The sequence below is a fragment of the Streptomyces sp. NPDC026062 genome (genome assembly GCF_055568375.1).
Map to the genome: position 1 here is coordinate 1 of NZ_JBVHOQ010000020.1, position 24,185 is coordinate 24,185.

Annotated in this window: 17 protein-coding genes; 10 read left to right on the forward strand and 7 right to left on the reverse strand. The window is 71.3% G+C overall.

Features of this window, described 5'->3' with window-relative positions:
* Window positions 1–271 precede the first annotated feature (271 nt).
* The 4 genes from ACZ4LX_RS19545 (at window position 272) to acnA (ending at window position 5,289) form a co-directional block, all read left to right on the forward strand.
* Window positions 272–793, forward strand: a complete 522-nt coding sequence (locus ACZ4LX_RS19545) for a MarR family winged helix-turn-helix transcriptional regulator (protein ID WP_467646212.1) — start codon at window positions 272–274, stop codon at window positions 791–793.
* A gap of 113 nt (window positions 794–906) precedes the next feature.
* Entirely contained in the window at window positions 907–1,578 is a 672-nt protein-coding gene (locus tag ACZ4LX_RS19550; RefSeq protein WP_467646215.1) for an SDR family NAD(P)-dependent oxidoreductase, read from the forward strand.
* 134 nt (window positions 1,579–1,712) lie between these two features.
* Entirely contained in the window at window positions 1,713–2,294 is a 582-nt protein-coding gene (locus ACZ4LX_RS19555) for a GNAT family N-acetyltransferase (protein ID WP_467646218.1), read from the forward strand.
* Between the two features lie 280 nt (window positions 2,295–2,574).
* Complete coding sequence (acnA, locus tag ACZ4LX_RS19560; RefSeq protein ID WP_467646221.1) at window positions 2,575–5,289, forward strand: aconitate hydratase AcnA; 2,715 nt, start codon at window positions 2,575–2,577, stop codon at window positions 5,287–5,289.
* 104 nt (window positions 5,290–5,393) lie between these two features.
* On the opposite strand, the gene ACZ4LX_RS19565 is transcribed toward acnA, so the two are convergent.
* Window positions 5,394–7,478 (reverse strand): FUSC family protein, encoded by a 2,085-nt coding sequence (locus ACZ4LX_RS19565; RefSeq protein WP_467646224.1) that lies wholly within the window; start codon window positions 7,476–7,478, stop codon window positions 5,394–5,396.
* A gap of 238 nt (window positions 7,479–7,716) precedes the next feature.
* Here ACZ4LX_RS19565 and ACZ4LX_RS19570 point away from each other — a divergent pair, with 238 nt between their 5' ends.
* Window positions 7,717–8,946, forward strand: a complete 1,230-nt coding sequence (locus ACZ4LX_RS19570) for an ROK family protein (RefSeq protein ID WP_467646226.1) — start codon at window positions 7,717–7,719, stop codon at window positions 8,944–8,946.
* A gap of 242 nt (window positions 8,947–9,188) precedes the next feature.
* Here ACZ4LX_RS19570 and ACZ4LX_RS19575 read toward each other — a convergent pair whose 3' ends face one another.
* From ACZ4LX_RS19575 to xylA, 5 genes are all read right to left on the reverse strand, one after another.
* Window positions 9,189–10,568: a GH1 family beta-glucosidase gene (locus ACZ4LX_RS19575; protein WP_467646228.1), complete on the reverse strand. Its 1,380-nt coding sequence runs from the start codon at window positions 10,566–10,568 to the stop codon at window positions 9,189–9,191.
* Window positions 10,569–10,576: 8 nt separating this feature from the next.
* A complete protein-coding gene (locus tag ACZ4LX_RS19580) occupies window positions 10,577–11,431 on the reverse strand; it encodes a carbohydrate ABC transporter permease (RefSeq protein WP_467646232.1) in 855 nt (284 codons plus the stop codon).
* A 5-nt stretch (window positions 11,432–11,436) separates the two neighbouring features.
* Entirely contained in the window at window positions 11,437–12,408 is a 972-nt protein-coding gene (locus ACZ4LX_RS19585) for a carbohydrate ABC transporter permease (RefSeq protein WP_467646234.1), read from the reverse strand.
* Window positions 12,409–12,419: 11 nt separating this feature from the next.
* On the reverse strand, window positions 12,420–13,682 hold the full coding sequence (locus tag ACZ4LX_RS19590; RefSeq protein WP_467646236.1) for an ABC transporter substrate-binding protein: 1,263 nt from the start codon (window positions 13,680–13,682) through the stop codon (window positions 12,420–12,422).
* Between the two features lie 149 nt (window positions 13,683–13,831).
* Window positions 13,832–15,001 (reverse strand): xylose isomerase, encoded by a 1,170-nt coding sequence (xylA, locus tag ACZ4LX_RS19595; RefSeq protein ID WP_467646239.1) that lies wholly within the window; start codon window positions 14,999–15,001, stop codon window positions 13,832–13,834.
* A 269-nt stretch (window positions 15,002–15,270) separates the two neighbouring features.
* Between xylA and xylB the strand changes: the two genes are divergently transcribed.
* The 4 genes from xylB (at window position 15,271) to ACZ4LX_RS19615 (ending at window position 21,030) form a co-directional block, all read left to right on the forward strand.
* On the forward strand, window positions 15,271–16,755 hold the full coding sequence (gene xylB / locus ACZ4LX_RS19600; RefSeq protein WP_467646241.1) for a xylulokinase: 1,485 nt from the start codon (window positions 15,271–15,273) through the stop codon (window positions 16,753–16,755).
* A 49-nt stretch (window positions 16,756–16,804) separates the two neighbouring features.
* Window positions 16,805–19,060 carry an alpha-xylosidase gene (gene yicI / locus ACZ4LX_RS19605; RefSeq protein WP_467646244.1) on the forward strand — a complete coding sequence of 752 codons (2,256 nt, stop codon included), beginning with the start codon at window positions 16,805–16,807 and terminating at the stop codon, window positions 19,058–19,060.
* Window positions 19,061–19,320: 260 nt separating this feature from the next.
* Window positions 19,321–20,211 carry an aminoglycoside phosphotransferase family protein gene (locus ACZ4LX_RS19610; protein WP_467646247.1) on the forward strand — a complete coding sequence of 297 codons (891 nt, stop codon included), beginning with the start codon at window positions 19,321–19,323 and terminating at the stop codon, window positions 20,209–20,211.
* Between the two features lie 177 nt (window positions 20,212–20,388).
* Complete coding sequence (locus tag ACZ4LX_RS19615) at window positions 20,389–21,030, forward strand: histidine phosphatase family protein (protein WP_467646249.1); 642 nt, start codon at window positions 20,389–20,391, stop codon at window positions 21,028–21,030.
* Between the two features lie 26 nt (window positions 21,031–21,056).
* Here the strand turns inward: ACZ4LX_RS19615 and ACZ4LX_RS19620 are convergent, their stop codons facing one another.
* Window positions 21,057–22,541 carry a hypothetical protein gene (locus ACZ4LX_RS19620; RefSeq protein ID WP_467646252.1) on the reverse strand — a complete coding sequence of 495 codons (1,485 nt, stop codon included), beginning with the start codon at window positions 22,539–22,541 and terminating at the stop codon, window positions 21,057–21,059.
* A 267-nt stretch (window positions 22,542–22,808) separates the two neighbouring features.
* Here ACZ4LX_RS19620 and ACZ4LX_RS19625 point away from each other — a divergent pair, with 267 nt between their 5' ends.
* Window positions 22,809–23,828, forward strand: coding sequence for a lytic polysaccharide monooxygenase auxiliary activity family 9 protein (locus ACZ4LX_RS19625; RefSeq protein ID WP_467646255.1), 1,020 nt, complete (start codon window positions 22,809–22,811; stop codon window positions 23,826–23,828).
* Window positions 23,829–24,185: the final 357 nt, after the last annotated feature.

Genomic DNA, 24,185 nt, shown 5'->3' on the forward strand with positions numbered 1-24,185 from the left:
GCGGACGAACTCCCACTCGGCATCCGACAGTTCATGGCGACGTATCACCCGACCATGATCCACCACACAAGATCATTTGACGACAGAACCTAGGGCCCTCTTACCGCGCGGCGCCTGCCGGAAGGGTTGCGCTCCGGCGATCGGCTCCTGCGGGACGCGGCGCGGCTCCTGCTCACAGTGCTGCCCCGAGGAACACGGCCGTACGGAAATTACTTCAAGCTAATAGTTTCTGGGCTCGCCATTCACTTCATGCTTGGAGTATGTTGGAGTCATGGGAGACGCGCAGGAATCAGTCGGACCGCAATGGCTCGACGCCGATGAGCAGCAGCAGTGGAACGCCTTCGCCTATGTGCTGACCCAGCTGCCGGCCGCACTTGAGACGCGGATGCAGCGGGACGCGGGCATCGCCCACTTCGAGTACGTGGTGATGTCGGCGGTGTCGATGGCGCCGGAGCGCACCTTGCGGATGAGTGAGCTCGCGCAGTACGCGGGAAGCGCGCTGTCCCGGCTGTCGAACGTGGTCATCCGGCTGGAGAAGCGCGGCTGGGTGCGACGTCACCCCGACCCCTCCGACGGCCGCGTCACTCTGGCCACCCTCACCGACGACGGTATGGACAAGGTCGAGGCAGCGGCCCCCAGTCACATCGACGCGGTGCGCCGGCTGGTCTTCGACCCGCTGACCAAGGCGCAGCAGCGTCAGCTCGGCGCGGCCTCCCGGCGCATCCTCGGCGCCCTCGACGCGCCCTGCCCCACCGACTGGCCCGGCGCCACCCCGCCGTCCGGCCGGGACTGATCCCGGCGCACACCCCTCCGCGCCCTCGCTTTCGCCTTCACCTTCATCCCCTTCACTTTCATCCCCTTCACCCGGCCTCCGTTCGGGATCGCCTCGCCGCAAGGAGCTTTTCCATGCCCACCATCGCCATCGTCGGAGCCGGCCCCGGGCTCGGCCTGTCCCTCGCCAAGGTCTTCGGCGGCCACGGCTTCGACGTCGCCCTGATCGCGCGCAGCAAGGACAGGCTCGACGCCCTGACCGCCGAACTCGCGGAGAGCGGCATCGCCGCGGAGGGCTTCCCCGCCGACGTCGCCGATCCCGACCGGCTCACCGGGGCTCTGGAGGCGGCGATCGCGCGGTTCGGCCCGATCGACGTTCTGGAGTTCTCGCCGCACGCGGGCCTGACCATGACCGCGCCGCAGGACGTGACCCTGGAGAAGCTGCGACCGCAGATCGACAGCCTTCTCTACGGTGCCGTCGCCGCGGTCCGGTCGGTGCTGCCCGGGATGCTCGCGGCCGGGTCCGGCACCCTGCTGTTCACCACCGGCGGTGGCGCGATCAGCCCGTACCCGATGCTCGCCGACGCCAACATCGCGCAGGCCGGACAGCGGAACTGGGCGCTCAACCTCCACAACACCCTTGCTGAACAGGGGATATATGTCGCGAACGTGGCCATCAACCTCATGATCGGCACCCAGGCCGAGGCCCCGGCAGGCGTTCCCTTCCGCGCGCCCGACGACATCGCCCTCGACTACTGGAACCTGCACATCGAGCGCACCCGCGCCGAGCACTTCATCGGCGCCTGAACCCCGGCACGACGAGCCCGGGCGGCCAACCCGGCCTCACGTTTCTCCGGCCTTGCGCTCCTCCTGTCCGTGCCTCCGCCGCAGGTGGCCTTGTTCCCGGGGCGGACGCACGGGCGTGCGATAGGTTGCCCGCCATGACTGAGCTCGGCGCCGTCGCCTGGCCGCCCGCCCCGATAGTGACCGAACGGCTCGTGCTCCGCGAGTCCGGTGCCCGGGACCGTGCGGCGTTCATCGAGCTGTTCGCCTCACCGGAGGTGGGTACCTACCTCGGTGGCCCCCGTCCCCGTGACGAGCTCGAACGCGCGGTGCCCGAACTGCCAGGGCGGCGCCCCGGCCTCTTCGTCGTCGATCTCGACGGAGAGATGATCGGCACGGTCACGCTCGATCGGCGCGACGCCGAGCGCCCGGGGCACATCCGCCCGGACGCCGGGGAGGCCGAGCTCGGCTATATGTTCCTGCCGGAGGCGTGGGGGCGCGGGTACGCCGCCGAGGCGTGCGCGGCGGCGCTCGGCTGGTTCGCCGCCGCGCTTCCCGGTGAGCCGGTGGTGCTCCGCACCCAGACCGCCAACGACCGTTCGATGCGCCTCGCTGTGAAGCTGGGGTTCACCGAGGTGCGTCGGTTCGAGAAGTGGGGCGCCGAGCAGTGGATGGGCGTGTGGTCCGCGGCCACGCCCCTCTCGTCGAACGGCCGGGTCCCGGCGGGGAAGCGGGAGTGACCGGGGCCGAAGCGGTAACGGCCGGGGTCCACCGCCGAACGCCTCGATTGGAGGACAGCGCTCAGGCATGCCCTGACATGACCCTTCCCCGGTCATGTACTAGAGTTATCTCGACATCGAGATATATGCCAAAGGCGCACATCGGGCCTCCGCTCGGTAAGGGTTACCTAACTAAGCCTTACCTTAGCGGACGGTCGGGTGGCCGAAGGCGGCACCACGCGGCGCCCGCCGAAGTGAGGCGCGGCGCGGGGTTACGCGCACATTGATGAAGGAGACTGTCGTGTCGGCGAACAGCTTCGACGCCCGCAGCACGCTGCGCGTGGGCGACGAGTCGTACGAGATCTTCAAGCTGGACAAGGTCGAGGGCTCCGCGCGCCTCCCTTACAGCCTGAAGGTGCTGCTGGAGAACCTGCTCCGCACGGAGGACGGCGCGAACATCACCGCCGACCACATCCGGGCGCTCGGCGGCTGGGACTCCCAGGCCCAGCCCAGCCAGGAGATCCAGTTCACGCCGGCCCGCGTGATTATGCAGGACTTCACCGGTGTGCCGTGTGTCGTGGACCTCGCCACCATGCGTGAGGCCGTCAAGGAGCTCGGCGGCGACGCCACGAAGATCAACCCGCTGGCCCCGGCCGAGCTGGTCATCGACCACTCCGTCATCGCCGACAAGTTCGGCACGAAGGACGCCTTCGGCCAGAACGTCGAGCTGGAGTACGGCCGTAACAAGGAGCGCTACCAGTTCCTGCGCTGGGGCCAGACCGCCTTCGACGAGTTCAAGGTCGTCCCCCCGGGCACCGGCATCGTCCACCAGGTGAACATCGAGCACCTGGCCCGCACGGTCATGGTCCGCAACGGCCAGGCGTACCCCGACACCCTCGTCGGCACCGACTCGCACACCACCATGGTCAACGGCCTCGGTGTGCTGGGCTGGGGCGTCGGCGGCATCGAGGCCGAGGCCGCGATGCTCGGCCAGCCGGTCTCCATGCTCATCCCGCGCGTCGTCGGCTTCAAGCTGACCGGCGAGCTCCCGGCCGGCACCACCGCCACCGACCTCGTGCTGACCATCACCGAGATGCTGCGCAAGCACGGCGTCGTCGGCAAGTTCGTCGAGTTCTACGGTGAGGGCGTCGCCGCCACCTCCCTCGCGAACCGCGCCACCATCGGCAACATGTCGCCGGAGTTCGGCTCCACCGCCGCGATCTTCCCGATCGACGACGAGACGCTGAAGTACCTGCGTCTGACCGGCCGTGACGCGCAGCAGGTCGCGCTCGTCGAGGCGTACGCCAAGGAGCAGGGCCTCTGGCTCGACCCGGCCGCCGAGCCCGACTTCTCCGAGAAGCTGGAGCTGGACCTCTCCACGGTCGTCCCGTCGATCGCCGGCCCGAAGCGCCCGCAGGACCGCATCGTCCTCGCGAACGCCAAGGCGCAGTTCGCCCAGGACGTGCGCAACTACGTCGCGGACGACGAGGAAGCCGGCAAGGAGTCCTTCCCGGCCTCCGACGCCCCGGCCGCCTCCAACGGCGTCCCGTCGAACCCGGTCACCGTGACCGCCCCCGACGGCACCACGTACGAGCTGGACCACGGCGCCGTCACCGTCGCCGCGATCACCTCCTGCACCAACACCTCGAACCCGTACGTCATGGTCGCCGCGGCGCTCGTGGCGAAGAAGGCCGTAGAGAAGGGCCTGACCCGCAAGCCGTGGGTCAAGACCACCCTCGCCCCGGGCTCGAAGGTCGTCACCGACTACTTCGACAAGGCGGGCCTGACCCCGTACCTCGACAAGGTCGGCTTCAACCTCGTCGGCTACGGCTGCACCACCTGCATCGGCAACTCCGGCCCGCTGCCGGAAGAGGTCTCCAAGGCGGTCAACGAGCACGACCTGGCCGTGACCTCGGTGCTCTCCGGCAACCGTAACTTCGAGGGCCGGATCAACCCCGACGTCAAGATGAACTACCTGGCGTCCCCGCCGCTGGTCGTCGCGTACGCCATCGCCGGTTCGATGAAGGTCGACATCACCAAGGACGCCCTCGGCGTCGACCAGGACGGCAACGCCGTCCACCTGGCCGACATCTGGCCCACCGAGGCCGAGGTGAACGACGTCGTCGCCAACTCCATCGGCGAGGACATGTTCAACAAGTCCTACCAGGACGTCTTCGCGGGCGACGCCCAGTGGCAGGCGCTCTCGATCCCCACCGGCAACACCTTCGAGTGGGACGCCGAGTCCACCTACGTCCGTAAGCCCCCCTACTTCGAGGGCATGACGATGGAGACCACCCCGGTCTCCGACATCACGGGCGCCCGCGTCCTCGCCAAGCTGGGCGACTCGGTCACCACCGACCACATCTCCCCGGCCGGTGCGATCAAGGCCGACACCCCGGCCGGCAAGTACCTCACGGAGCACGGCATCGAGCGCCGTGACTTCAACTCCTACGGCTCGCGCCGTGGTAACCACGAGGTCATGATCCGCGGCACGTTCGCCAACATCCGCCTGCGCAACCAGATCGCGCCGGGCACCGAGGGCGGCTTCACCCGCGACTTCACCCAGGCCGACGGCCCGGTGTCGTTCATCTACGACGCCTCGCAGAACTACCAGGCCGCCGGCACCCCGCTCGTCATCCTGGCGGGCAAGGAGTACGGCTCCGGCTCGTCCCGTGACTGGGCGGCCAAGGGCACCGCGCTCCTCGGCGTCAAGGCCGTCATCGCCGAGTCCTACGAGCGCATCCACCGCTCGAACCTCATCGGCATGGGCGTCCTCCCGCTCCAGTTCCCCGAGGGCCGGACCGCCGAGTCCCTGGGCCTGACCGGCGAGGAGACCTTCTCCTTCACCGGCGTGACCGAGCTCAACGACGGCACCACCCCGCGCACGGTCAAGGTCACCACCGACACCGGTGTGGAGTTCGACGGCGTCGTCCGCATCGACACCCCCGGTGAGGCGGACTACTACCGCAACGGCGGCATCCTGCAGTACGTGCTCCGCAGCCTGATCCGCAAGTAGGGATCAGCGGCAGTACGGCGAGAGGGCCGCACCCCGGCAACGGGGTGCGGCCCTCTCGCGCGTGCGCCGAGGAACGGCCGGGTCAGGGCCCGGTCGCCACCGGGTCAGGTCCGGGTGGGGGGACCTGCCGTGGCCGGTTCGGTGCGGCCCGCGGTCGTGAGCCGGTGAATGCCGTGCAGCTGCGTCATCACATCGCGCAGCGACCGGCAGTCCCGAGGGCCCGGGCCCGGCTCCGGGCGCGCGGTGCGGTGGCCGTCGTCCAGGGCGTCCGCCAGTACGGACAACGCCGTCGTCACGCGCTCCACCTCGCCGGACGAGGGCCTCGGCACCCCGTTCTCCACCCGCAGCGCGCACGTGGTCGCCGCGTCGACGACCAGCTCGGCGGCCACGGTCACCGCCGACCAGTCGTGGCGCCGCCCGCCGAACGGACCGGGCAGCTCCGCCGCGACCGTCTCCGCCGCAGCCCGTGCCTCGGCGAGTGCCCGGTACGCGGCACCGCGCAGCGCCAGCCCCTGGACATCGCCGCGCTGTCCGCCGCCTGCCGGGTCCGGCGCGTCCAGCACATGGCGCAGATACCGTTCCGTGTTGCGCAGCGTGACGGCGAAGCGGTGCCCGACCCGGACCCGCGGGTCGGCCACCAGCGGCAGATGGCCGACGAGCAGCACGATGAGGCAGGCCAGGAACGTCTCCAGCAGCCGGGACGCCGCCGCCTCGGTGTCCCCCGCGATGTGCACGAACGACAGCACGAGGACCGTGATCACCGCGGTCTGGAACGCGAAGTGGCGGGTGGACAGGGGGACCAGCGCCCCGGCCACCACCACCACCGCCACGACGAGCGGCGGGCCGAGGCCGCCGAGCGCGGCCATGAGGGCGACGAAGGCGAGAACTCCGGCCACGGTTCCCGCGAACCGGTTCACCACCCGCGAGAACAGCGGACCCATGTCGGGTTTCACCAGGAACGCGGCGGTGGCGGGCAGCCAGTACCAGTGGTCCTCGTGCAGCAGCAGCGCGACGGCCGCCGTGACCGAGACGCAGAGCGCCACGCGCAGCCCGTACTCCCGTCCGGCGGGCGTGAACAGACCCGGGCGGAAAGCGGAATCGGTGCGGGTGGTGCCAGGCATGTGGTTGGTGGTGCGGGTGGTGCCGGGCGCGAGGGCCGTACCAGCCGAGCGGGCCGTACCGGCCGTCGTCCGGTCGAAGACCACCGCGGCCTCCAGAACCGCCCGGTCGAAGGCGAGGCGTTCGACCGTGTCCGGCCGGGGGCTCGGCAGCGTACCCGCAGGCCCGCCGGAGCGAACCGCGGCGGCCAGTCGGCGGGGGCCCTCGGCCACCGTCTCCGGCACGGGCCGGCCCTCCCACAGGAGTGCGATGCCCGCCTCGCAGAGCGCGACCCCGGCGCCGAAACGCTCGGCGAGGCCGGGATCCGCTCCGCCGGACCGGCGCGGCCACGGCATCAGCCGCATCAGCCGCAGCGCCTCGTCGGCCTGCTGCTGCGCCGCGACCAGCGCGCGGCGGGCGTGCGGCGCCCCCGGCCCGCCGAGCGCGCCCAGCGCGTCGGCGAGCGCGTCGAACACAGCGGCGACGGCCTCGCGTTCGCCGCCGCTCCGCGCGCGCGGAGCGCGCGGCAGCAGCCGCAGAACGACCAGCCAGCCGGCCCCGGACAGGAAGCACAGCGCCTTCAGCCACGCGGGCCCGGCCAGCGGCATGCCCATGCCGATCGTCGTGGTGACCAGCATCTGGAGGGCAGCCGCCGACCACACACCGCCCCGGGCACTCAGCGCCCCGGAGACCCAGCCCACCAGGAAGAGCACGGGAACCGCCGCCCACCTGCCCGTCACGTCCGCGACCAGTGCGCCGACGAGCAGCCCGAGCGATCCCGCAGCGGCCGGCAGCCCTATGTGGACGATCCCCTTGCGGCGGGTCCCCGGGCGGTCGTTGACACCGGCCAGCATCGCCCCGAGCGCGGCGAGGACACCCGCCCCCGGCAGGCCGAGGACGATACCGGCCCCGAGCAGCGGGCCCGCACCGAGCGCTCCGCGCACCATGGCCGTACGGGGCACAGGTGCCCGGCGCAGCCGCAGCACATGAGTGAGCCAGGCGGGCGCGTGGCGCCGCGATCGAGTCTCATGGGTGAGCCGGGCGGGCGCCTCGCGCCGCGACCCGGCGGCCCGGAATTCCGGAACGTGCACCGCGGACCTCCTCGTTCACCGGCCGGACGACGAGGTCCGGGGGCGGGTGGAGCGGGCAACGGCGGCCGCGTACACCGAACGTAACAGGGGGACTTGTCCGGCGGGCTGCGGTGATGTTTCGGGCGTGTGATCCCTCCGGTGCGGTGCCCCGCCCCTCGGTGCCATCGGTACGAAACCGCAGGTCGTCCGCGGGGTCGCGTACGGCATCCGGGCGCGAGGCCCTACCCTCGGAGGCCTGATGACCATGCATCCCACCTCGTCCGGCGCCAAGGCCGGAACCGAGTCCGTACGCCGTCACAACCTCGGCCTCGTCCTGCGTGCCGTCCTGGAGGAAGGGGAGGTGACCCGCGCCCAGGTGGCGGCCCGCGTCGGACTGACCCGGGCCGCGGTCTCCTCGCTCGTCGAGGAGCTGCTGGCGCTCGGCCACCTCACCGAGTCGGGCAAGACGTTCAGCGGAAGCGCCGGGCGGCCCGGCACGGTGCTGAAGGTGTCGGACACCGGCCCGGCCGGGCTCGGCGTCGAGATCAACATCGACTACGTCTCGGTGTGCGCGGTCGGGCTCACCGGCACCGACCGGGTCCGCGTCACCGAGCACATCGACAACCGCGACACCCCGCCGGCCGAGGTCCTCGCGCATGCGGCGCGGCTCACCAACCGGGTCATCACCTCGACCGGCGAGCAGGGGCTGCGGGCCGTCGGCGTCGAGCTGGCCCTTCCCGGACTCGTCTCCGGCGGCATGGTCCGCCAGGCACCCAACCTGGGCTGGTACCGCGTGGCGGCCGAAGGCATCTTCGGCCAGGCGCTCAGCACGCTGAGGCCGGCCGGGCGGGCGCTCGCGGTCAGCTCCGACAACGAGGCCAATCTGGCGGCGCTGGCCGAGCTGTGGTTCGGCGGCCTGGACGAGGCCGGCTGCTTCCTGTACCTGACCGGCGAGATCGGCGTCGGCGGCGCGCTCGTGCTCCACGGCGAGCTGCTTCGTGGCGCGCACGGTTTCGCGGGGGAGGTCGGGCATGTGGTCGTCGACCCCGAGGGGCCGCTGTGCGGGTGCGGCGCCCGGGGCTGTCTCGAGCAGTACGCCGGTCAGGCGGCCCTGCTGCGGGCCGCCGGCATCGACCCGGCCGCCGGTGTGCGCGGTCTCGGTGAGCTGGAGAGACGGGCGCGGGCGGGCGACCCCCGGACGCTGGAAGTGCTGCGGGCGGCCGGGGACCGCATGGGTGTGGTGCTGGCCGGGGCGGTCAACCTCTTCGACCTCGGCACCGTCGTCCTGGGCGGCATCTACCGCGACCTGATGCCGTGGCTCGCCGGGGCGGCGGACGCGCAGCTCGCCGACCGGGTGGTGTCGGGCCGCTGGCGGAGCGACGGTGCCGGACTGTGCGCCTCCTCGCTCTCCGGCGACGCGGCGAGAGGCGCGGCGGCCCGGGTGGTGCGGGGGGTCCTGGAGGACCCGGCGGCGCACTCGGCGCGCTGACGCCCGCGAGGCGTACGGCAGCCGCCCCCGGCAGGACCGGGGCCAGGACCAGGCCCGGGACCGCACCTCCGTCCCCGTACGGGCCCGGACCACGCCCCGTCCCCGTCCCCGTCCGGCGAACGGCAAAGTGCCCCGTACGGCAACGCGCCCCGTACGGCAGCGCGCCCCCGTACGGCCACCGCCCCCGTCCGCATACGGCGGACGGGGGCGGTGGCGGGGCAGGTCACAGACAGGCCGGAGGACTACTTCCGGTGTGCCGCGATCAGCTCCTGGTACCAGCGGTAGCTGTCCTTCGGGGTGCGCTCCTGGGTGTCGTAGTCGACCCGGATGATCCCGAACCGCTTCGCATAGCCGAGAGCCCACTCGAAGTTGTCCAGCAGCGACCAGACGTAGTAGCCGCGTACGTCGACGCCCGCGTCCATCGCCGCCCGCAGCGCCGTCAGGTGCGTCCGCAGGTACTCGACGCGGTCGGCGTCGTGCACCGAGCCGTCCGCGTCCACGGTGTCGAACTCCGCCGAGCCGTTCTCCGTGATGTGCACCGGCGGCAGCGCGTCCCCGTACGTCTGCTTGAGCGCGGTCAGCAGATCGGTGAAGGACTCGGGCACGACCGGCCAGTTCATCGCCGTCTTGCGGACGCCCCGGTACTCGCCCTCGCTGTACCGGTTGTCCGTGGCGACCCGCAGCGCCGGGTCGGCCTCGCGGTGCGGGGCGGCGGCGACCACGATGGGGCGGTAGTAGTTGATGCCCAGGAAGTCCATCGGCTGGGAGATCAGCTCAAGGTCGCCCTCGCGCCGGAAGTCCTGCGCGGTGATGAGCTCGCCCCAGGTCTCCTCCTCGGTGGCCGGATAGCGGCCCGCCAGGATCGGCTCGGTCCACACCAGGTTGTGCTGGGTGTCCGCGCGGACCACGGCGGCGAGGTCGGCGTCCGACTCGGTGGCCGGGACGTTGCGGTCCAGGTTGAGCGTGATGCCCGCCTCACGGACGCCCGCGGCGCGCAGCGCGGTCATCGCGTGGCCGTGCCCGACGAGCAGGTGGTGCGCGGCGGCCAGGGCGCCGCGCCCCTCCTTGGCGCCCGGCGCGTGACGCCCGACGGAGTAACCGAGGAAGGCGCTGCACCACGGCTCGTTGAGCGTGATCCAGCGCGGCACCCGGTCGCCCAGGTGCTCCGCCATGATCGCGCTGTACTCACCGAACCGCTCGGCGGTCTCGCGTACCCGCCAGCCGCCCTTGTCCTCCAGGGCCTGCGGCAGGTCCCAGTGGTAGAGGGTGGCGGCGGGCTCGATGCCCGCTTCGAGGAGCTCGTCGACGAGCCGGGAGTAGAAGTCCAGGCCCTTGGGGTTCACCGCGCCGGAGCCCTCGGGCTGGATACGCGACCAGGCGATCGAGAAGCGGTACGAGTCCACACCCAGGCCGCGCAGCAGCGCCACGTCCTCGGGGTAGCGGTGGTAGTGGTCGCAGGCCACGTCACCGGTGTCACCGCCGTCCGTCCTGCCCGGCGTGTGGCTGTAGGTGTCCCAGATGGACGGCCCGCGGCCGTCTTCGTCCGCGGCGCCCTCGATCTGGTACGAGGCCGTGGCCGCGCCGAAGACGAATCCGGGCGGGAAGACCGGGAAGTCACTCATGGAAACCCTTACTTGACCGAGCCGCCGGTGATCCCGGCGGCGATGTACTTCTGGGACAGGACGAGCAGGACCGCGGCGGGCACGGCCGAGAGGACCGAGGCGGCCATGACGGAACCCCAGTCACCGACATGGGCGCCGATGTACTGGTAGATGCCCAGCGTGATCGGCTTCACGTCGTCCGTGGTGTTCAGCGTCAGCGCGAACATGAAGTCGCTCCACGCGTAGAGGAACGAGAACAGGCCCGCCGTGATCAGGGAGTTGCGGCTCATCGGCAGGACGACCTGGATGAACGTACGGATGCGGCCGGCACCGTCGACCTCGGCGGCCTCGATGACCTCACGCGGGATGGACACCATGAACGAGCGCATCAGCACGATCGCGAAGGGGATGCCCAGGGAGGCGTCCGCCAGCATCAGGCCGAAGTAGGAGTTGACCAGGCCGAGGTCCACGTACGCGCTGTACAGGGCGTTCGCGATGACGATGCCCGGCACCATCTGGGTGATGAGGGTGCCGAAGACGATCGTCTTGCTGCCGCGCAGTTTGAACTGAGCCAGGCCGTACGCCGCCGGTGCGGAGATCGCCAGACAGATCGCCACGGCGCCGAGCGCCACGGCCAGCGAGGTCAGCAGGTTGCCGCCCTGGTCGCTGAGAGCGGAGGTGAAGCCGGAGAAGTCCACGCCCGTCGGGACCGGACCCACGTCGACCAGACTCGCGTCGGGCTGAAGCGCGGTGTTGATCATCCAGTACAGCGGGAACAGCATCACCGCGAGGACGGCGAGTCCGAAGACGGTCGCACCCCAGCGGCGCTTCGGCCGGTGGACGGCGGGAGCCGGGGCGGCGGGGATCTGGGTGGTGGTCGCCATGCCGGTCACTTCCCCTCATTGCGGTTGACGCGCAGGTAGAACACCGCGAAGACGGCGGAGATCAGGATCAGGATGTTGCCGACCACGGCACCGGCCCCGAAGTCCATCTGGACGAAGGAGTTCTGGTAGGTGAGCGTGCCGAGTGTCTGGGTGGAGTCGGCCGGGCCGCCGTCGGTGAGGGCGAGGACCAGGTCGAGGATCTTGACCGTCGACATGAAGCCGAGCACGAGCACCACGGTGATGACGGGCTTGAGCATGGGCAGGGTGACCGAGCGGAACGTACGCCAGGCGGACGCGCCGTCGAGCGAGGCGGCCTCGTGCATCTCCTTGGGGACCTCCTGGAGGCCGCCGTAGAGGATCACCATGTTGAACGGGATGCCGATCCAGATGTTCACGAGGATCACCGAGATCAGCGCCATGCTGGTGCTCGTCAGCCACGGCGTGTCCGCGGGGAGGCCGACCGTGCCCAGGAAGGAGTTGAGGACACCGGTGTCCTGGTCGAAGATGCGCCGCCACACGATGCCGGAGACGACCATCGGGACCAGCCACGGCAGCAGGATCAGCGAGCGCAGGATCCCGTTCAGGGGGAAGCGCCGGGTGAAGAAGACGGCGAGGGCCAGGCCGATGCAGAACTGGCCGATGAGCGATCCGACCGTGAAGAGGATCGTCTGCCACAGGGCCTTGCCGAACAGCCCGTCGTTGAAGACGTTGCTCCAGTTGTCGAAGCCGTTGAAGGGCGCCTTGCCGGTGAAGAACGTGGACGGCGAGTAGTCCTGGAAGCTCATCACGATGTTGCGGACGAGCGGGTAGCCGAAGAACAGCGCCATGAAGATCACGGCGGGGGCGATGAACCCCCACTGGGCGAGCGTCCGGCGCCGCTTGGCGCTCCGCGGGTTCACGGGCTTCTTGACCGCACCGGCCGCGGGGGCCTTGGGGTCGGCCGGCAGCGCGGCGGCCGAGGCTGTGGTTGATGACATCGTTCGTTACCTCAGTTCCCGCTCGTGACCTGCTGCTGGGCACGCTTCAGAGCGGCCTCGCTGGACTCACCGGTGAGCGCGGACTGGAAGGCGCTCTGCAGGGCCAGCGACACCGACGACCACTGCGCACCGACCTTGGCGGTACGCGAACGGGCCGTGGCTACCTGGTCGGCGAGGGCGGCCAGCTCCGGTGCCTTCGTACGCCACACGGCGGCGGCCTTCTCGTTGGCCGGGACCATCCAGCTGTTGATCGCGTAGGTGATCTCCTCCTGCTCGCCCGACATGCAGCCGATGATCCGGGCGGACATCTTCTCCCGCTCCTCGTCACCGGTGTTGGGCACGGTCAGGATTCCCCCGCCCAGCGGGCCTACCGAGTCGTCACCCGCCTTCGGGACGGGGATCTGGGCGATGCCCCAGTTCAGCCCCTTCTTGGCGTTGAGGCTCTCGACCTGCCACGGGCCGTTGATCATCATCGCGGCATTGCCGGCCATGAACTGGTCGTTCACATCGGCCTGGGTCCAGTTGACCGTCGACTTGGACAGCGAGCCGTCCTTGAGGAGGGCCTTCCAGTAGTCCAGGGCCCCGGCCACCTGCGGGCTGTCGAGCTTCGTCTCGTCGCCGCCGTTGGACCACATGAACGGGGCGAACTGGAAGACGCCGTCCTCCGCGCCTCCCGCGCTGAGCGCCAGACCGTACCGCTTGCCCTGGGTGAGCTTCTTCGCGGTGTCCTGCATCTCGGCCCAGGTGGTGGGGACCTTCAGGCCGGCCTTGTCGAGGGTGTCCTTGTTGTAGAACAGCGCCAGGGTGTTCACGGTGCGCGCCGCACCGTAGTACTTCCCCTTGTACGAGCCGAAGTTGACGATCCCCTCGGGGATGTCCTTCGTCGTCAGACCGAGGTCCTTCAGCGGGATCAGCCCGCCCGCCGCGGCGAACGTCGGCATCTCCGATGCGTCCAGCTGGAGCACGTCGGGCAGCGACTTCGAGGACGCCATCCGCAGGGCCTTCGTCATCACCTGCGAGGCCGGGACGCTCTGCTGCTCGATCTTCACTCCGAGCGTCTTGCTGCACCGGGCCAGCGTCTGGGCGTCCCAGCGGTGGTAGGACTCGTCGGTCGACGAGTTCATGACGGTGTACACATCCGGGTCCCGCTGCTGTCCGCAGCCGGACAGGACGACGCCGCCGAGCAGCGCGGAGACGACGGTGAGCGGGACGATGACCCGCCGGTGAGGACGGCGGCGCGGCCGGCGCGTGCCGTCCGGAGAAGGTGCTGTCACGATGGTGCCCTTGCGTGAGAGGGGTGCCGGCCCGCGGGGACCACTGTGTCCCGGCGAGGTGTATCCATGCGCCCCGGCGCGGGTCCGGCAGGCCCGCGCCCGGGGACAAGGGGTGTCCGGCGGCATTCCGCCGGACACCCCCGGGGTTGTCAGCTGACGCCGAGCAGGTGCTCCATGGCGAGCTGGTCGAGAGCCTCGAACGCCATCGAGCGCTGGGCGGCGCCGTCCACGTCGAAGTCCTCGTAGGCGGAACGGTCCGCCAGCAGGGCCTTGACGCCGTCGGCCGCGGTGGGCTGCGCCAGCTCGTCCAGACGGGAGGCGGCCAGCGCCTCCTTGACGGCCGGGTCGGCGCGGAACGCCAGCGCGCGCTCCTTGAGGATCAGGTAGTTGCGCATGCAGTTCTTCGCGGACTCCCACACCCCGTCGATGCCGTCGGTGCGCACCGGCTTGAAGTCGAAGTGCAGCGGGCCCGCGTAGTCCGAGCTCTCCAGCAGGTCGACGAGCCAGAAGGCCTGGCGCAGGTCGCCGGCGCCGAAGCGGAAGTCCTGGTCGTACTTGATGCCGGACTGGCCGTTGAGGTCGATGTGGTAGAGCTTGCCCGCCCACAGCGCCTGCGCGATGCCGTGCGCGAAGTTCAGCCCGGCCATCTGCTCGTGGCCGACCTCGGGGTTCACGCCGTACATCTCCGGGCGCTCCAGGCGCTCGATGAACGCCAGGGCGTGACCGACGGTCGGGAGCAGGATGTCGCCGCGCGGCTCGTTCGGCTTGGGCTCGATGGCGAACCTGAGGTCGTAGCCCTGGTCGACGACGTAGTCGCCGAGGAGGTCGAAGGCTTCCTTCATCCGGTCCAGCGCGACCCGCACGTCCTTGGCCCCGCCGGACTCGGCGCCCTCGCGTCCGCCCCAGGCGACGTAGGTCTCGGCACCCAGCTCGACCGCGAGGTCGATGTTGCGGATGACCTTGCGCAGCGCGAAGCGGCGGACGTCGCGGTCGTTGGAGGTGAAGCCGCCGTCCTTGAAGACGGGGTGGGTGAACAGGTTGGTGGTGGCCATGGGGACCTTGAGCCCGGTGCGGTCCAGGGCGCCCTTGAAGCGCGCGATGATCGCGGCGCGCTCACTGTCCGAGGACCCGAACGGAATCAGGTCGTCGTCGTGGAACGTCACACCGTGCGCGCCGAGCTCCGCGAGACGCTCGACGGACTCGACCGGGTCCAGGGCGGGGCGGGTGGCGTCACCGAAGGGGTCGTTGCCTCGCCAGCCGACGGTCCAGAGCCCGAAGGTGAACCGGTCGGCGGGGGTGGGGGTGAAGCGATTCGACATTCTGCTGCCTCTTGTCGACATGGCCCGGGCGGCTGCTCTGCCGTCCGACCGATTTGTTTGCTGCCAGTACTAATACGGCATCCCGGCGTTTGTTTCTAGACCACTTCCGTGACACATGCGTCACATAGGGACAACATGGCAGTGTGCTGTGGGGTCTTGTGGTCCGTGCGGGGCGGGCTGTGAGCTGTTTCCCAGGGCGTCGAAGCGCTTCGAAGAATTATTTGTTTTGTGTACGATCAAAATCGGGACCCACAGGAACGAGGTACGACATGCCGTCGCGACCAGCCAGAAACCCGGCCACCGCACCGGTGTCGGCCGTCATCGGTGTGGACAGCTCCACCCAGTCCACCAAGGCCGCCGTCGTCGACACCGTGACCGGCCGACTGCTCGCCGTGGGCCGCGCCCCGCACACCGTGACCGGTCAGGGCGGCGCCCGCGAGAGCGACCCCGAGCAGTGGTGGCAGGCCCTTCGCACGGCTGTCGCGGCCGCCCTCGCCGAATCGGGCCTGGACCCGGCGGCCGTCACCGGGATAGCCGTCGCCGGCCAGCAGCACGGACTGGTCACCCTGGACGCCGACGGCAAGCCGCTGCGCCCCGCCCTCCTGTGGAACGACACCCGCTCCGCCCCGCAGGCCGCCGCCCTCACCGCCGCACTGGGCCGGGAAGCCTGGCTGGACCGCACCGGATCGGTGCCCGTCGCCTCGATGACCGCCGCCAAGTGGATGTGGCTGCGTGAGAACGAACCGGCCACCGCCGCCGCGACCGCCGCCGTCCGCCTCCCGCACGACTTCCTCACCGAACGCCTCTGCGGCGTCGCCGTCACCGACCCCGGCGACGCGTCCGGCACCTGCTGGTACGACCCCGCCACCCAGGGTTACGACCCCGGGCTGCTGGACCTCACCGGCATCCGCGAGGACATGCTGTCCACGGTCGCCGCCACCGGAGCGGCCCTCGCCGGACACCTCACCGCCGAGGCCGCCGACGCCCTCGGCCTGCCCGCCGGCGTCGCCGTCGCCGCCGGCACCGGCGACAACATGGCCGCGGCGGTCGGCCTGGGCCTGGGCGCCGAGGGGCTCCTCGACCACCCTGTCGTCAGCCTCGGCACCTCGGGCACGGTCTTCGCCGCCACCCGCAACCGCCCGCACTCCTCCCTGCTCGCCGGTTTCGCCGCCGCCGACGGCACCCGACTCCCGCTGGGCTGCACCCTGAACTGCACCCTCGCCGTGGACAAGGTCGCCGGACTGCTCGGCCTGGAACGCGAGGAAGCCGCACCCGGCGGTGAGGCCGTGCTGCTGCCCTTCCTGGACGGCGAGCGCACCCCGGACCTCCCGGCCGCCTCCGGGCTCCTGCACGGACTGCGGCACGACACGACCAGGCAGCAGATCCTCGGCGCCGCCTACGAGGGCGCGGTCGTCGCCGTCCTGCGTGCCCTGGACGAGCTGCCGCTCGACGCGCCCGACGCGCCGCTGCGCCTGATCGGCGGGGGAGCGAAGGGCACGATGTGGGTGGAGACCGTGCGCCGGCTGTCCGGCCGTGCGGTGATCCTCCCGGACTCCGCCGAGCTCGTCGCCCTGGGAGCGGCCGCCCTGGCCGCGGGCGCCGCGACCGGCCGCGACCCGGTGGCCCTGGCCATGGAGTGGGGCACCGGTGAGGGCCGGGAACTGCCCGCCGTGCCCCGGGACACGGCCACCTGGGACCGGGTGACATCGGTCCTCGACCGGGCGGCACCCGCACTCCTGACGACGCACCCCTGACGACGTACCCCGCTCACCCCCGTACCACCGGCTAAGGAAGACCCCCCCCATGAAGTTCACCGACGGCTTCTGGCAGATGCGAGACGGTGTGAACGCCTCGTACGCCACCGAACTCCGCGACCTGCGCCTCGACGCCGACCGCCTCACCGCCCATGCCGCCGTCAAGCGCGTGACGCGGCGCGGGGACACCCTGAACGCCCCTCTGATCACGGTGGAGGCCTACGCCCCCGTCGAAGGCGTCATCGGCATCCGCGTCACCCACCTCGCGGGCAAGCGCCGCCCCGGCCCGGACTTCGTCCTCCCCGGCGCCACCGAGGACGCCCCGGCCACCACGCATGACGACGGCCCCACCGCCACACTCACCAGCGGCCCCCTCACCCTCCGGCTCCCCACCGGGGGCGACTTCGGCCTGGAGTTCCTGGACGCCGACGGCCGCCTGCTGACCGCGGCCGGACGCAAGGGCACCGCCTTCGCCACCGTGGCGGACGGCGGCCACCACATGTTCGCCCAGCTCGCCCTCGGCGTCGGCGAGACGGTCCACGGTCTCGGCGAACGGTTCACCCCGTACGTCAAGAACGGCCAGGTCGTCGACATGTGGCAGGCCGACGGCGGCACCAGCAGCGAACAGGCCTACAAGAACGTCCCGTTCTACCTCTCCTCGCGCGGCTACGGCGTCTTCGTCAACCACCCCGGCAAGGTCTCCTTCGAGGTCGGCTCCGAGGCCGTCGGCCAGGTGCAGTTCAGCGTCGAGGACCAGGTACTGGAGTACTTCGTCGTCGCGGGCCCCACGCCCAAGGACGTCCTCACCCGTTACACCGCCCTCACCGGCCGCCCGGCCCTGCCCCCGGCCTGGTCCTTCGGACTCTGGCTGACCACGTCGTTCACCACCAACTACGACGAGGCCACCGTCACCTCGTTCGTCGACGGCATGGCCGAGCGCGGCATCCCGCTCTCCGTCTTCCACTTCGACTGCTTCTGGATGCGCGAGTACCAGTGGTGCGACTTCGAGTGGGACCCGGACACCTTCCCCGACCCGGTCGGCATGCTGGCCCGGCTCAAGGAGAAGGGCCTGAAGATCTGCGTCTGGATCAACCCGTACATCGCGCAGAAGAGCGCCCTGTACGCGGAGGGCGCGGAGAAGGGCTACTTCGTCCTCACCCCCGAGGGCGACATCTGGCAGTGGGACAAGTGGCAGGCCGGCATGGCGCTGGTCGACTTCACCAACCCCGAGGCCACCGCCTGGTTCCAGGCCAAGCTGAAGACCCTCCTCGACCAGGGCGTCGACGGCTTCAAGACGGACTTCGGCGAGCGCATCCCCACCGACGTCGTCTGGCACGACGGCTCCGACCCGGAGCGCATGCACAACTACTACACACACCTGTACAACAAGGCCGTCTTCGACCTCCTGGAGAAGGAGCGCGGCCAGGGCGAGGCGGTCCTGTTCGCCCGCTCCGCCACCGCCGGCGGCCAGCAGTTCCCCGTCCACTGGGGCGGCGACTGCTGGTCCTCCTTCGAGGCGATGGCCGAGTCCCTGCGAGGCGGACTCTCCCTGTCCCTCTCCGGCTTCGGCTTCTGGAGCCATGACATCGGCGGCTTCGAGGGCACGCCCGACCCGGCCGTCTTCAAGCGCTGGCTCGCCTTCGGCCTGCTCTCCTCGCACAGCCGTCTGCACGGCTCCTCGTCCTACCGCGTGCCGTGGGAGTTCGGCGACGAGGCCGTCGCGGTCGCCAAGCAGTTCACCGAACTGAAGCACCGCCTCATGCCGTACCTGTACGGCGCGGCCGTCGAGGCCCACCGCACCGGTGTCCCCACCATGCGCCCGATGCTGCTGGAGTTCCCCGAGGACCCGGCCACCCGCACGGTCGACCGCCAGTACCTGCTGGGCTCCGACCTCCTGGTGGCGCCGGTCTTCAGCGAGGACGGCCAGGTCGAGTACTACGTCCCCGAGGGCACCTGGACCCACTTCCTGACCGGCGAGACCGTCACGGGACCCGCCTGGCGCCACGACACCCACGGCTTCGACAGCCTCCCGCTCCTGGTCCGCCCCGGCGCGGTCCTCCCGCTCGGCGCGGACGCCTCCCGCCCCGACGCCGACTGGACGCAGGACCTGGAACTGCGGGTGTACGCCCCCGAGGGCCTGGGCGACTTCACCCGCACGGTGACCGTCCCCGACCTCACGGGAGCCCCGGCCGCCACGTACGAACTGGTCCGCGAGGGCGGCACGCTCCGCGTCACGGCGGACACGGACCGGTCGTACGAGGTCGTGGTCGTCGGCGACGCGGCGCTGGAGGTCGTCAAGGGCTGACCCCTCTTCCGGCCCCTCGGTTCCCGCGCGGCCCGCGCCGGAACGGAGGGGCCGACGGCTGCCGGCCGTACGCGGACCCCGTCGGATGATGCCGGTCACCTCCACGCCGTCGAGGACGACGTTCCACGGTGCCAGGTCGTGATGGCCGACGCGGTCGACGCGCACCGGCGCTGCGACCCCGCCAAGTCGGTTGACGCGTGCGTACCCGCCGGGTTCGGATGTCGGCAGACCGGAATCCACCCGCTCCAGGACGGCCGAGGATGAGCACAGCCACGATGCACGCCGACGAGCCGGCAACCGACGCCGCTCTCGTGCGCCGCCTGGTCGCCGCGCAGTTCCCCCAGTGGTCCGGCCTCCCCGTCGAACGCGTCGGCGCCGCCGGGACCTCCAACGCGATGTACCGGCTCGGCGAGGACCTGGTCGTCCGCCTCCCGCGCACCGCGGGCTCGGCCGGTGGCATCGTCAGGGAGCACCACTGGCTGCCGCGCCTGGCACCCTCACTCCCGGTCGCGATCCCCGCGCCGCTGGGCGCAGGTGAACCCGGTGACGGCTACCCCTACCCCTGGTCGGTCCACGGCTGGCTCGACGGGGACTGTCCGACGGTCGGCGACACGGCCGACGCCGCCCCGCTCGCCCGGGACCTGGCCCGCTTCGTCACCGCGCTCCACCGCGTCGACCCCGCCGACGGTCCACCGTCCTACCGCAGCGAGCCCCTGACCGCCCGGGACACCGCGGTCCGCGCGGCGCTCGCGGACCTGGGAGGCGCGGCCGACACCGCTTCGGCCGCCGCTGTCTGGGACACAGCCCTGCGCGCCCCCGCCCCGGCCGGACCGCCCGTCTGGATCCACGCCGACCTGCAACCGGGCAACATGCTGACGGCGGACCGGCGGCTCACCGCCGTCATCGACTTCGGCTGCATGGGGCTGGGCGACCCCGCAGTCGACCTGATCGCGGCCTGGTACGTGCTGCCCGCCGGGGCGCGCGACACCTTCCGCGCCGAGGTCCGGGCGGACGACGCCGCCTGGTCCCGGGGCATCGGCTGGGCGCTGTCGGTCGCGCTGATGGAGCTTCAGTACTACCGCGAGACCAATGTGTTCATGGCGGACACCGCCCGGCATGTCATCGCGGAGATCCTCACCGACCGGCGGTAGCCGCATCCGGCCCGGCCCTGGCGCGCCCGCCCGTACCGCCCCGGGCGGAATGCGATCGTGGACCAGCGGGTTCGCACCATCGACAGCACATGAGCACGCACAGCACATGAGCACGCACAGCACATGAGCACGCACAGTACGTGAGCATGAACAGCACTGAGAGCGGATGGCCTTCACATGGGCGAGTTGATCCTGGTCCGGCACGGCGAGACCGAGTGGTCCCGCAACGGACAGCACACGAGCCACACCGACCTGCCCCTGACGCCGCTCGGCGAACGCCAGGCCCGCGCCCTCGCACCCCTGCTCGCCGACCGCGACATCGCCCTCACCCTGGTCAGTCCCTCGGTACGGGCCCGGCGCACCGCCGAGCTCGCCGGACTCGCCGCGCCCCGCATCACTCCTGAGCTGCGCGAGTGGGACTACGGCGGCTACGAGGGCGTCACCACCGACGAGATCCACCGGACCCGCCCCGCCTGGAACCTCTGGACCGACGGCGTCACGGCCGGCCCCGAGGCCCACCCCGGCGAGACCCCCGCAGCGGTGGGCGAACGCGCCGACCGGGTCCTGGCCGAGGTCGCGGAGGCCGCCGGGCGTGCGGGTGACGAGGACATCGCGCTCGTCGCCCACTCCCACTTCCTCCGCGTCCTGACGGCCCGCTACCTCGGTCTGACCCCTGCCGAGGGCACGCTCTTCCAGCTCGCCACGGGCGCCGTTTCCCGGCTCGGCAGGGAGCACGGCCAGCCGGTCATCACGGCGTGGAACGTGACCCTCCCGGAGAGCCTGTTCCCCACCGCAGTCCCGGACACCCCGCAGCCCTGAGGACGGTCACGCCGTGGCCGCCGACGTCACTCCGTGTCGGCGAACTCGTCCTCCTCGTACAGGTCCTCCAGGTCCGTGACGCACGCGTCGGCGACCTCCGCCGCGAACCGGGGGCAGGCCCAGGACTCCGCGCCGGGGGATCCCTCGCCCGGAGGGAACTCCCGCGGGTCCCAGAAGTGCGCCAGGCCGGAGCGGAACTCCGGGCCGTGCAGCTCCGGGTGCCCGTCCGCGTGCGGGCACACGGCGGGCAGCGGAGCCGCGGCGACGGACCGCATGGTGGCCAGGACACCCTGGACGACGGCGAGCGGGGGAGCCGGGTACGAGTTCTCCATCGCCCGGTGGGCCACGAGCAGCAGCACGGTGCGGTCCCGGTCGTCGGATTGCGCGTGGCGACGGGCCGCCCACAGGCCCAGATCGTCGGCGTACTTGCGGTTCCCGCTCCTGTCGTCCGTCCGCTCCACGAGCTTTCCGATGTCGAGCCTGCCGTCCGCGCGGAGGTATTCGGCGTCGGCGTGCGAGGTGTCGCGCGCCCCGAAGAGCTTGTCGCGCCGCTCGCGCAGCAGCGTCAGGGTCCGGTCCGCGACCTCCGCCAAGAGGACCGGGCACAGCACCGCGTCGAGCGGGGCGCCCTGGCCCCCCACGACGCGGTCGTGCTCGTGGACCGCCCGTCCTCCGGCGCTGCTCAGCGTGATGCCGAGTTCCGCTGCTTCCGGCCCGCTGTCCGGCAGCGCGGGGTGCCCGTCGTGGGCGCATCCGGCGGAGGCGAAGTGCGGCAGCGTCTCCTCCACCGACTCGACCAGATCGTCGAGTACGGACTTCGTACGCACCTCGCCGGAAACCGCGTACCAGGTCACCGCCCTGACCACCAGCAGACGTCCGGCACGGTCCGCGGGCTCCGCGCCGGACAGCTTCCATGCCTGTCTGCGGATCTCGTCGTCGATGTCGGTCCACGGCTTCGGGTACCCGTGCAGCAGCGCCGACAGCGTGCTGATGCTCTCCTCGGCCTCCACCGGCAGACGGGGCGGCACATCCGTGACCGATCCGGGGCGCATCACGTCCAGGCCGATCCGCGCGAATCCTGCCGCGTTGCGCGGGCAGCGCCACTCGCTCCGGGGCCGGTCCCCGTGCCAGTCGGCCGACTCGTCGGCGAGCGCGGGCAGCAGCCCGGCGAGGTCCGCGTCGTTCCTGCCGTCGTGGCTCCGGTACGGATGCGAGTCGTGGGGGCAACCGCGCTCGCGCAGGGCCTCGTCAGCGGATTCCAGCGCCGCCGCGGCCCGCTCCGCGACACCCGCGCCCGGCCGCCGGGTGAGGTAGGGGGCCATCACCGTCAGCCCGATCGTCCACACGTAGGCCGACTCGTCGGCGGGGTCGTCGGCGAGCCGGGCGGCGCAGTCGAGCACCACCTGGTCCCATGTGCTGTTCCCGGATGTGCCGTACGTCCTCCGTATGCGGTTCCAGATCGTGCTGAGTTCGTCGAGCGTCACGCCGTCCATGTCCGTCACGGTCTGCATGACGCGCGGCGAACCCGGGGGAGTTCCCGTCGGAAATCGGAACGCGGGCGTTTACAGTCCCGCAACGGAGCGCTAGCCTCCCCGAGCAGTGGGAGCGCTCCCAAGCGTCAGTACGACATCGCACAGCACGACCCGAACGTTGTTCCGCCAATCCCCCCGGACGACAGCAGCGAAGGGACGTACCTCGTGATCCACCGATCGAGCCGCGGATTACCGGGCGGAGGCCGGCTCCTGGCCGGCACCCGCAGCAGAGCACTCTTTCTCACCATGCTCGCCCTGCTCACGACCATCCCCGCCCTCGGGCTGGTCCTCGTCACCTCCGGCGGCCGGGCCGAGGCCCACGGCACGCCGATGAAGCCCGCCAGCCGCACCTTCCTGTGCTGGCAGGACGGTCTCACCGAAACCGGAGAGATCAAGCCGGTCAACCCCGCCTGCCGCTCCGCGCAGCAGCAGAGCGGCACGACCCCGTTCTACAACTGGTTCTCCGTGCTCCGCTCCGACGGCGCGGGCCGCACCCGCGGCTTCGTGCCCGACGGCGAGCTGTGCAGTGGTGGGAACCCCAACTTCACCGGGTTCAACACCCCCAGCAACGACTGGCCGCTGACCCATCTGACCTCGGGTGCGACCGTCGACTTCACGTACAACGCCTGGGCGGCGCACCCCGGTTCGTTCTACGTCTACATCACCAAGGACGGCTATGACCCGACCCAGCCGCTGACCTGGGACGACATGGAGGAGGCCCCCTTCCTCACCGTCGACCACCCCCCGCTGAACGGGAGTCCGGGGACGGTTGAGGCCAACTACGCCTGGTCCGAGGCACTTCCGTCCGGCAAGGACGGGCGCAACATCATCTACATGGTGTGGGAGCGCTCCGACAGCCAGGAGACGTTCTACTCCTGCTCCGATGTCGTCTTCGACGGGGGCAACGGTGAGGTGACCGGGGTCAAGGACGGCTCCACCACCACGCCGACCGAGCCGCCGCCCGGGACGTGCACCGCCACCGTGAGCACGACCGGCAACTGGAGCGGCGGCTACCAGTCGCAGGTGACCGTCACCAACTCCGGCACCGTACCCATGCTCGGCTGGATGGTGGACTGGACACAGCCGGCAGGGCAGAGCGTCGCCAGTCTGTGGAGCGGGGCGATGACCACGCAGGGGCAGGACGTGATGGTCCACAACGTGGACTGGAACGGCTCGCTGGACCCCGGTGAATCGACCTCATTCGGGTACGTCAGCGAAGGCGGCGCCCCGGACCCCGGCCTCGAACTCGGGTGCAGGGTGGGCTGATCCCCAGGTCCTGTGCGACGGAGCCCGGCGGCGACAGTGTCACCGCCGGGCTCAGGCCTCCCGCCGGGACCGGGCTCCCCGTACGTACGCCGGGCACTCCCTCACGTTGCGCCGGGCATAGGCCTCCCCGGAGCAGCGCCCCCACGACCATCAGGACCAGCATCGCGACCGCCACCGCTGTCAGCCGCGGCAAGGTCTTCCGCCTGCCCCGACAGCCGGCCGGGGCCCCGGGCCGGACGGCGGGCCGGGGCCGTGCCGTCGGGGGGGGGGCCACACCCCGGGGCCCGGGGCGGCCCCCCCCCACACCCCCCCCCCCACACCCCCCCACGACGCCGACCACCCACACCCCCCCCCGCC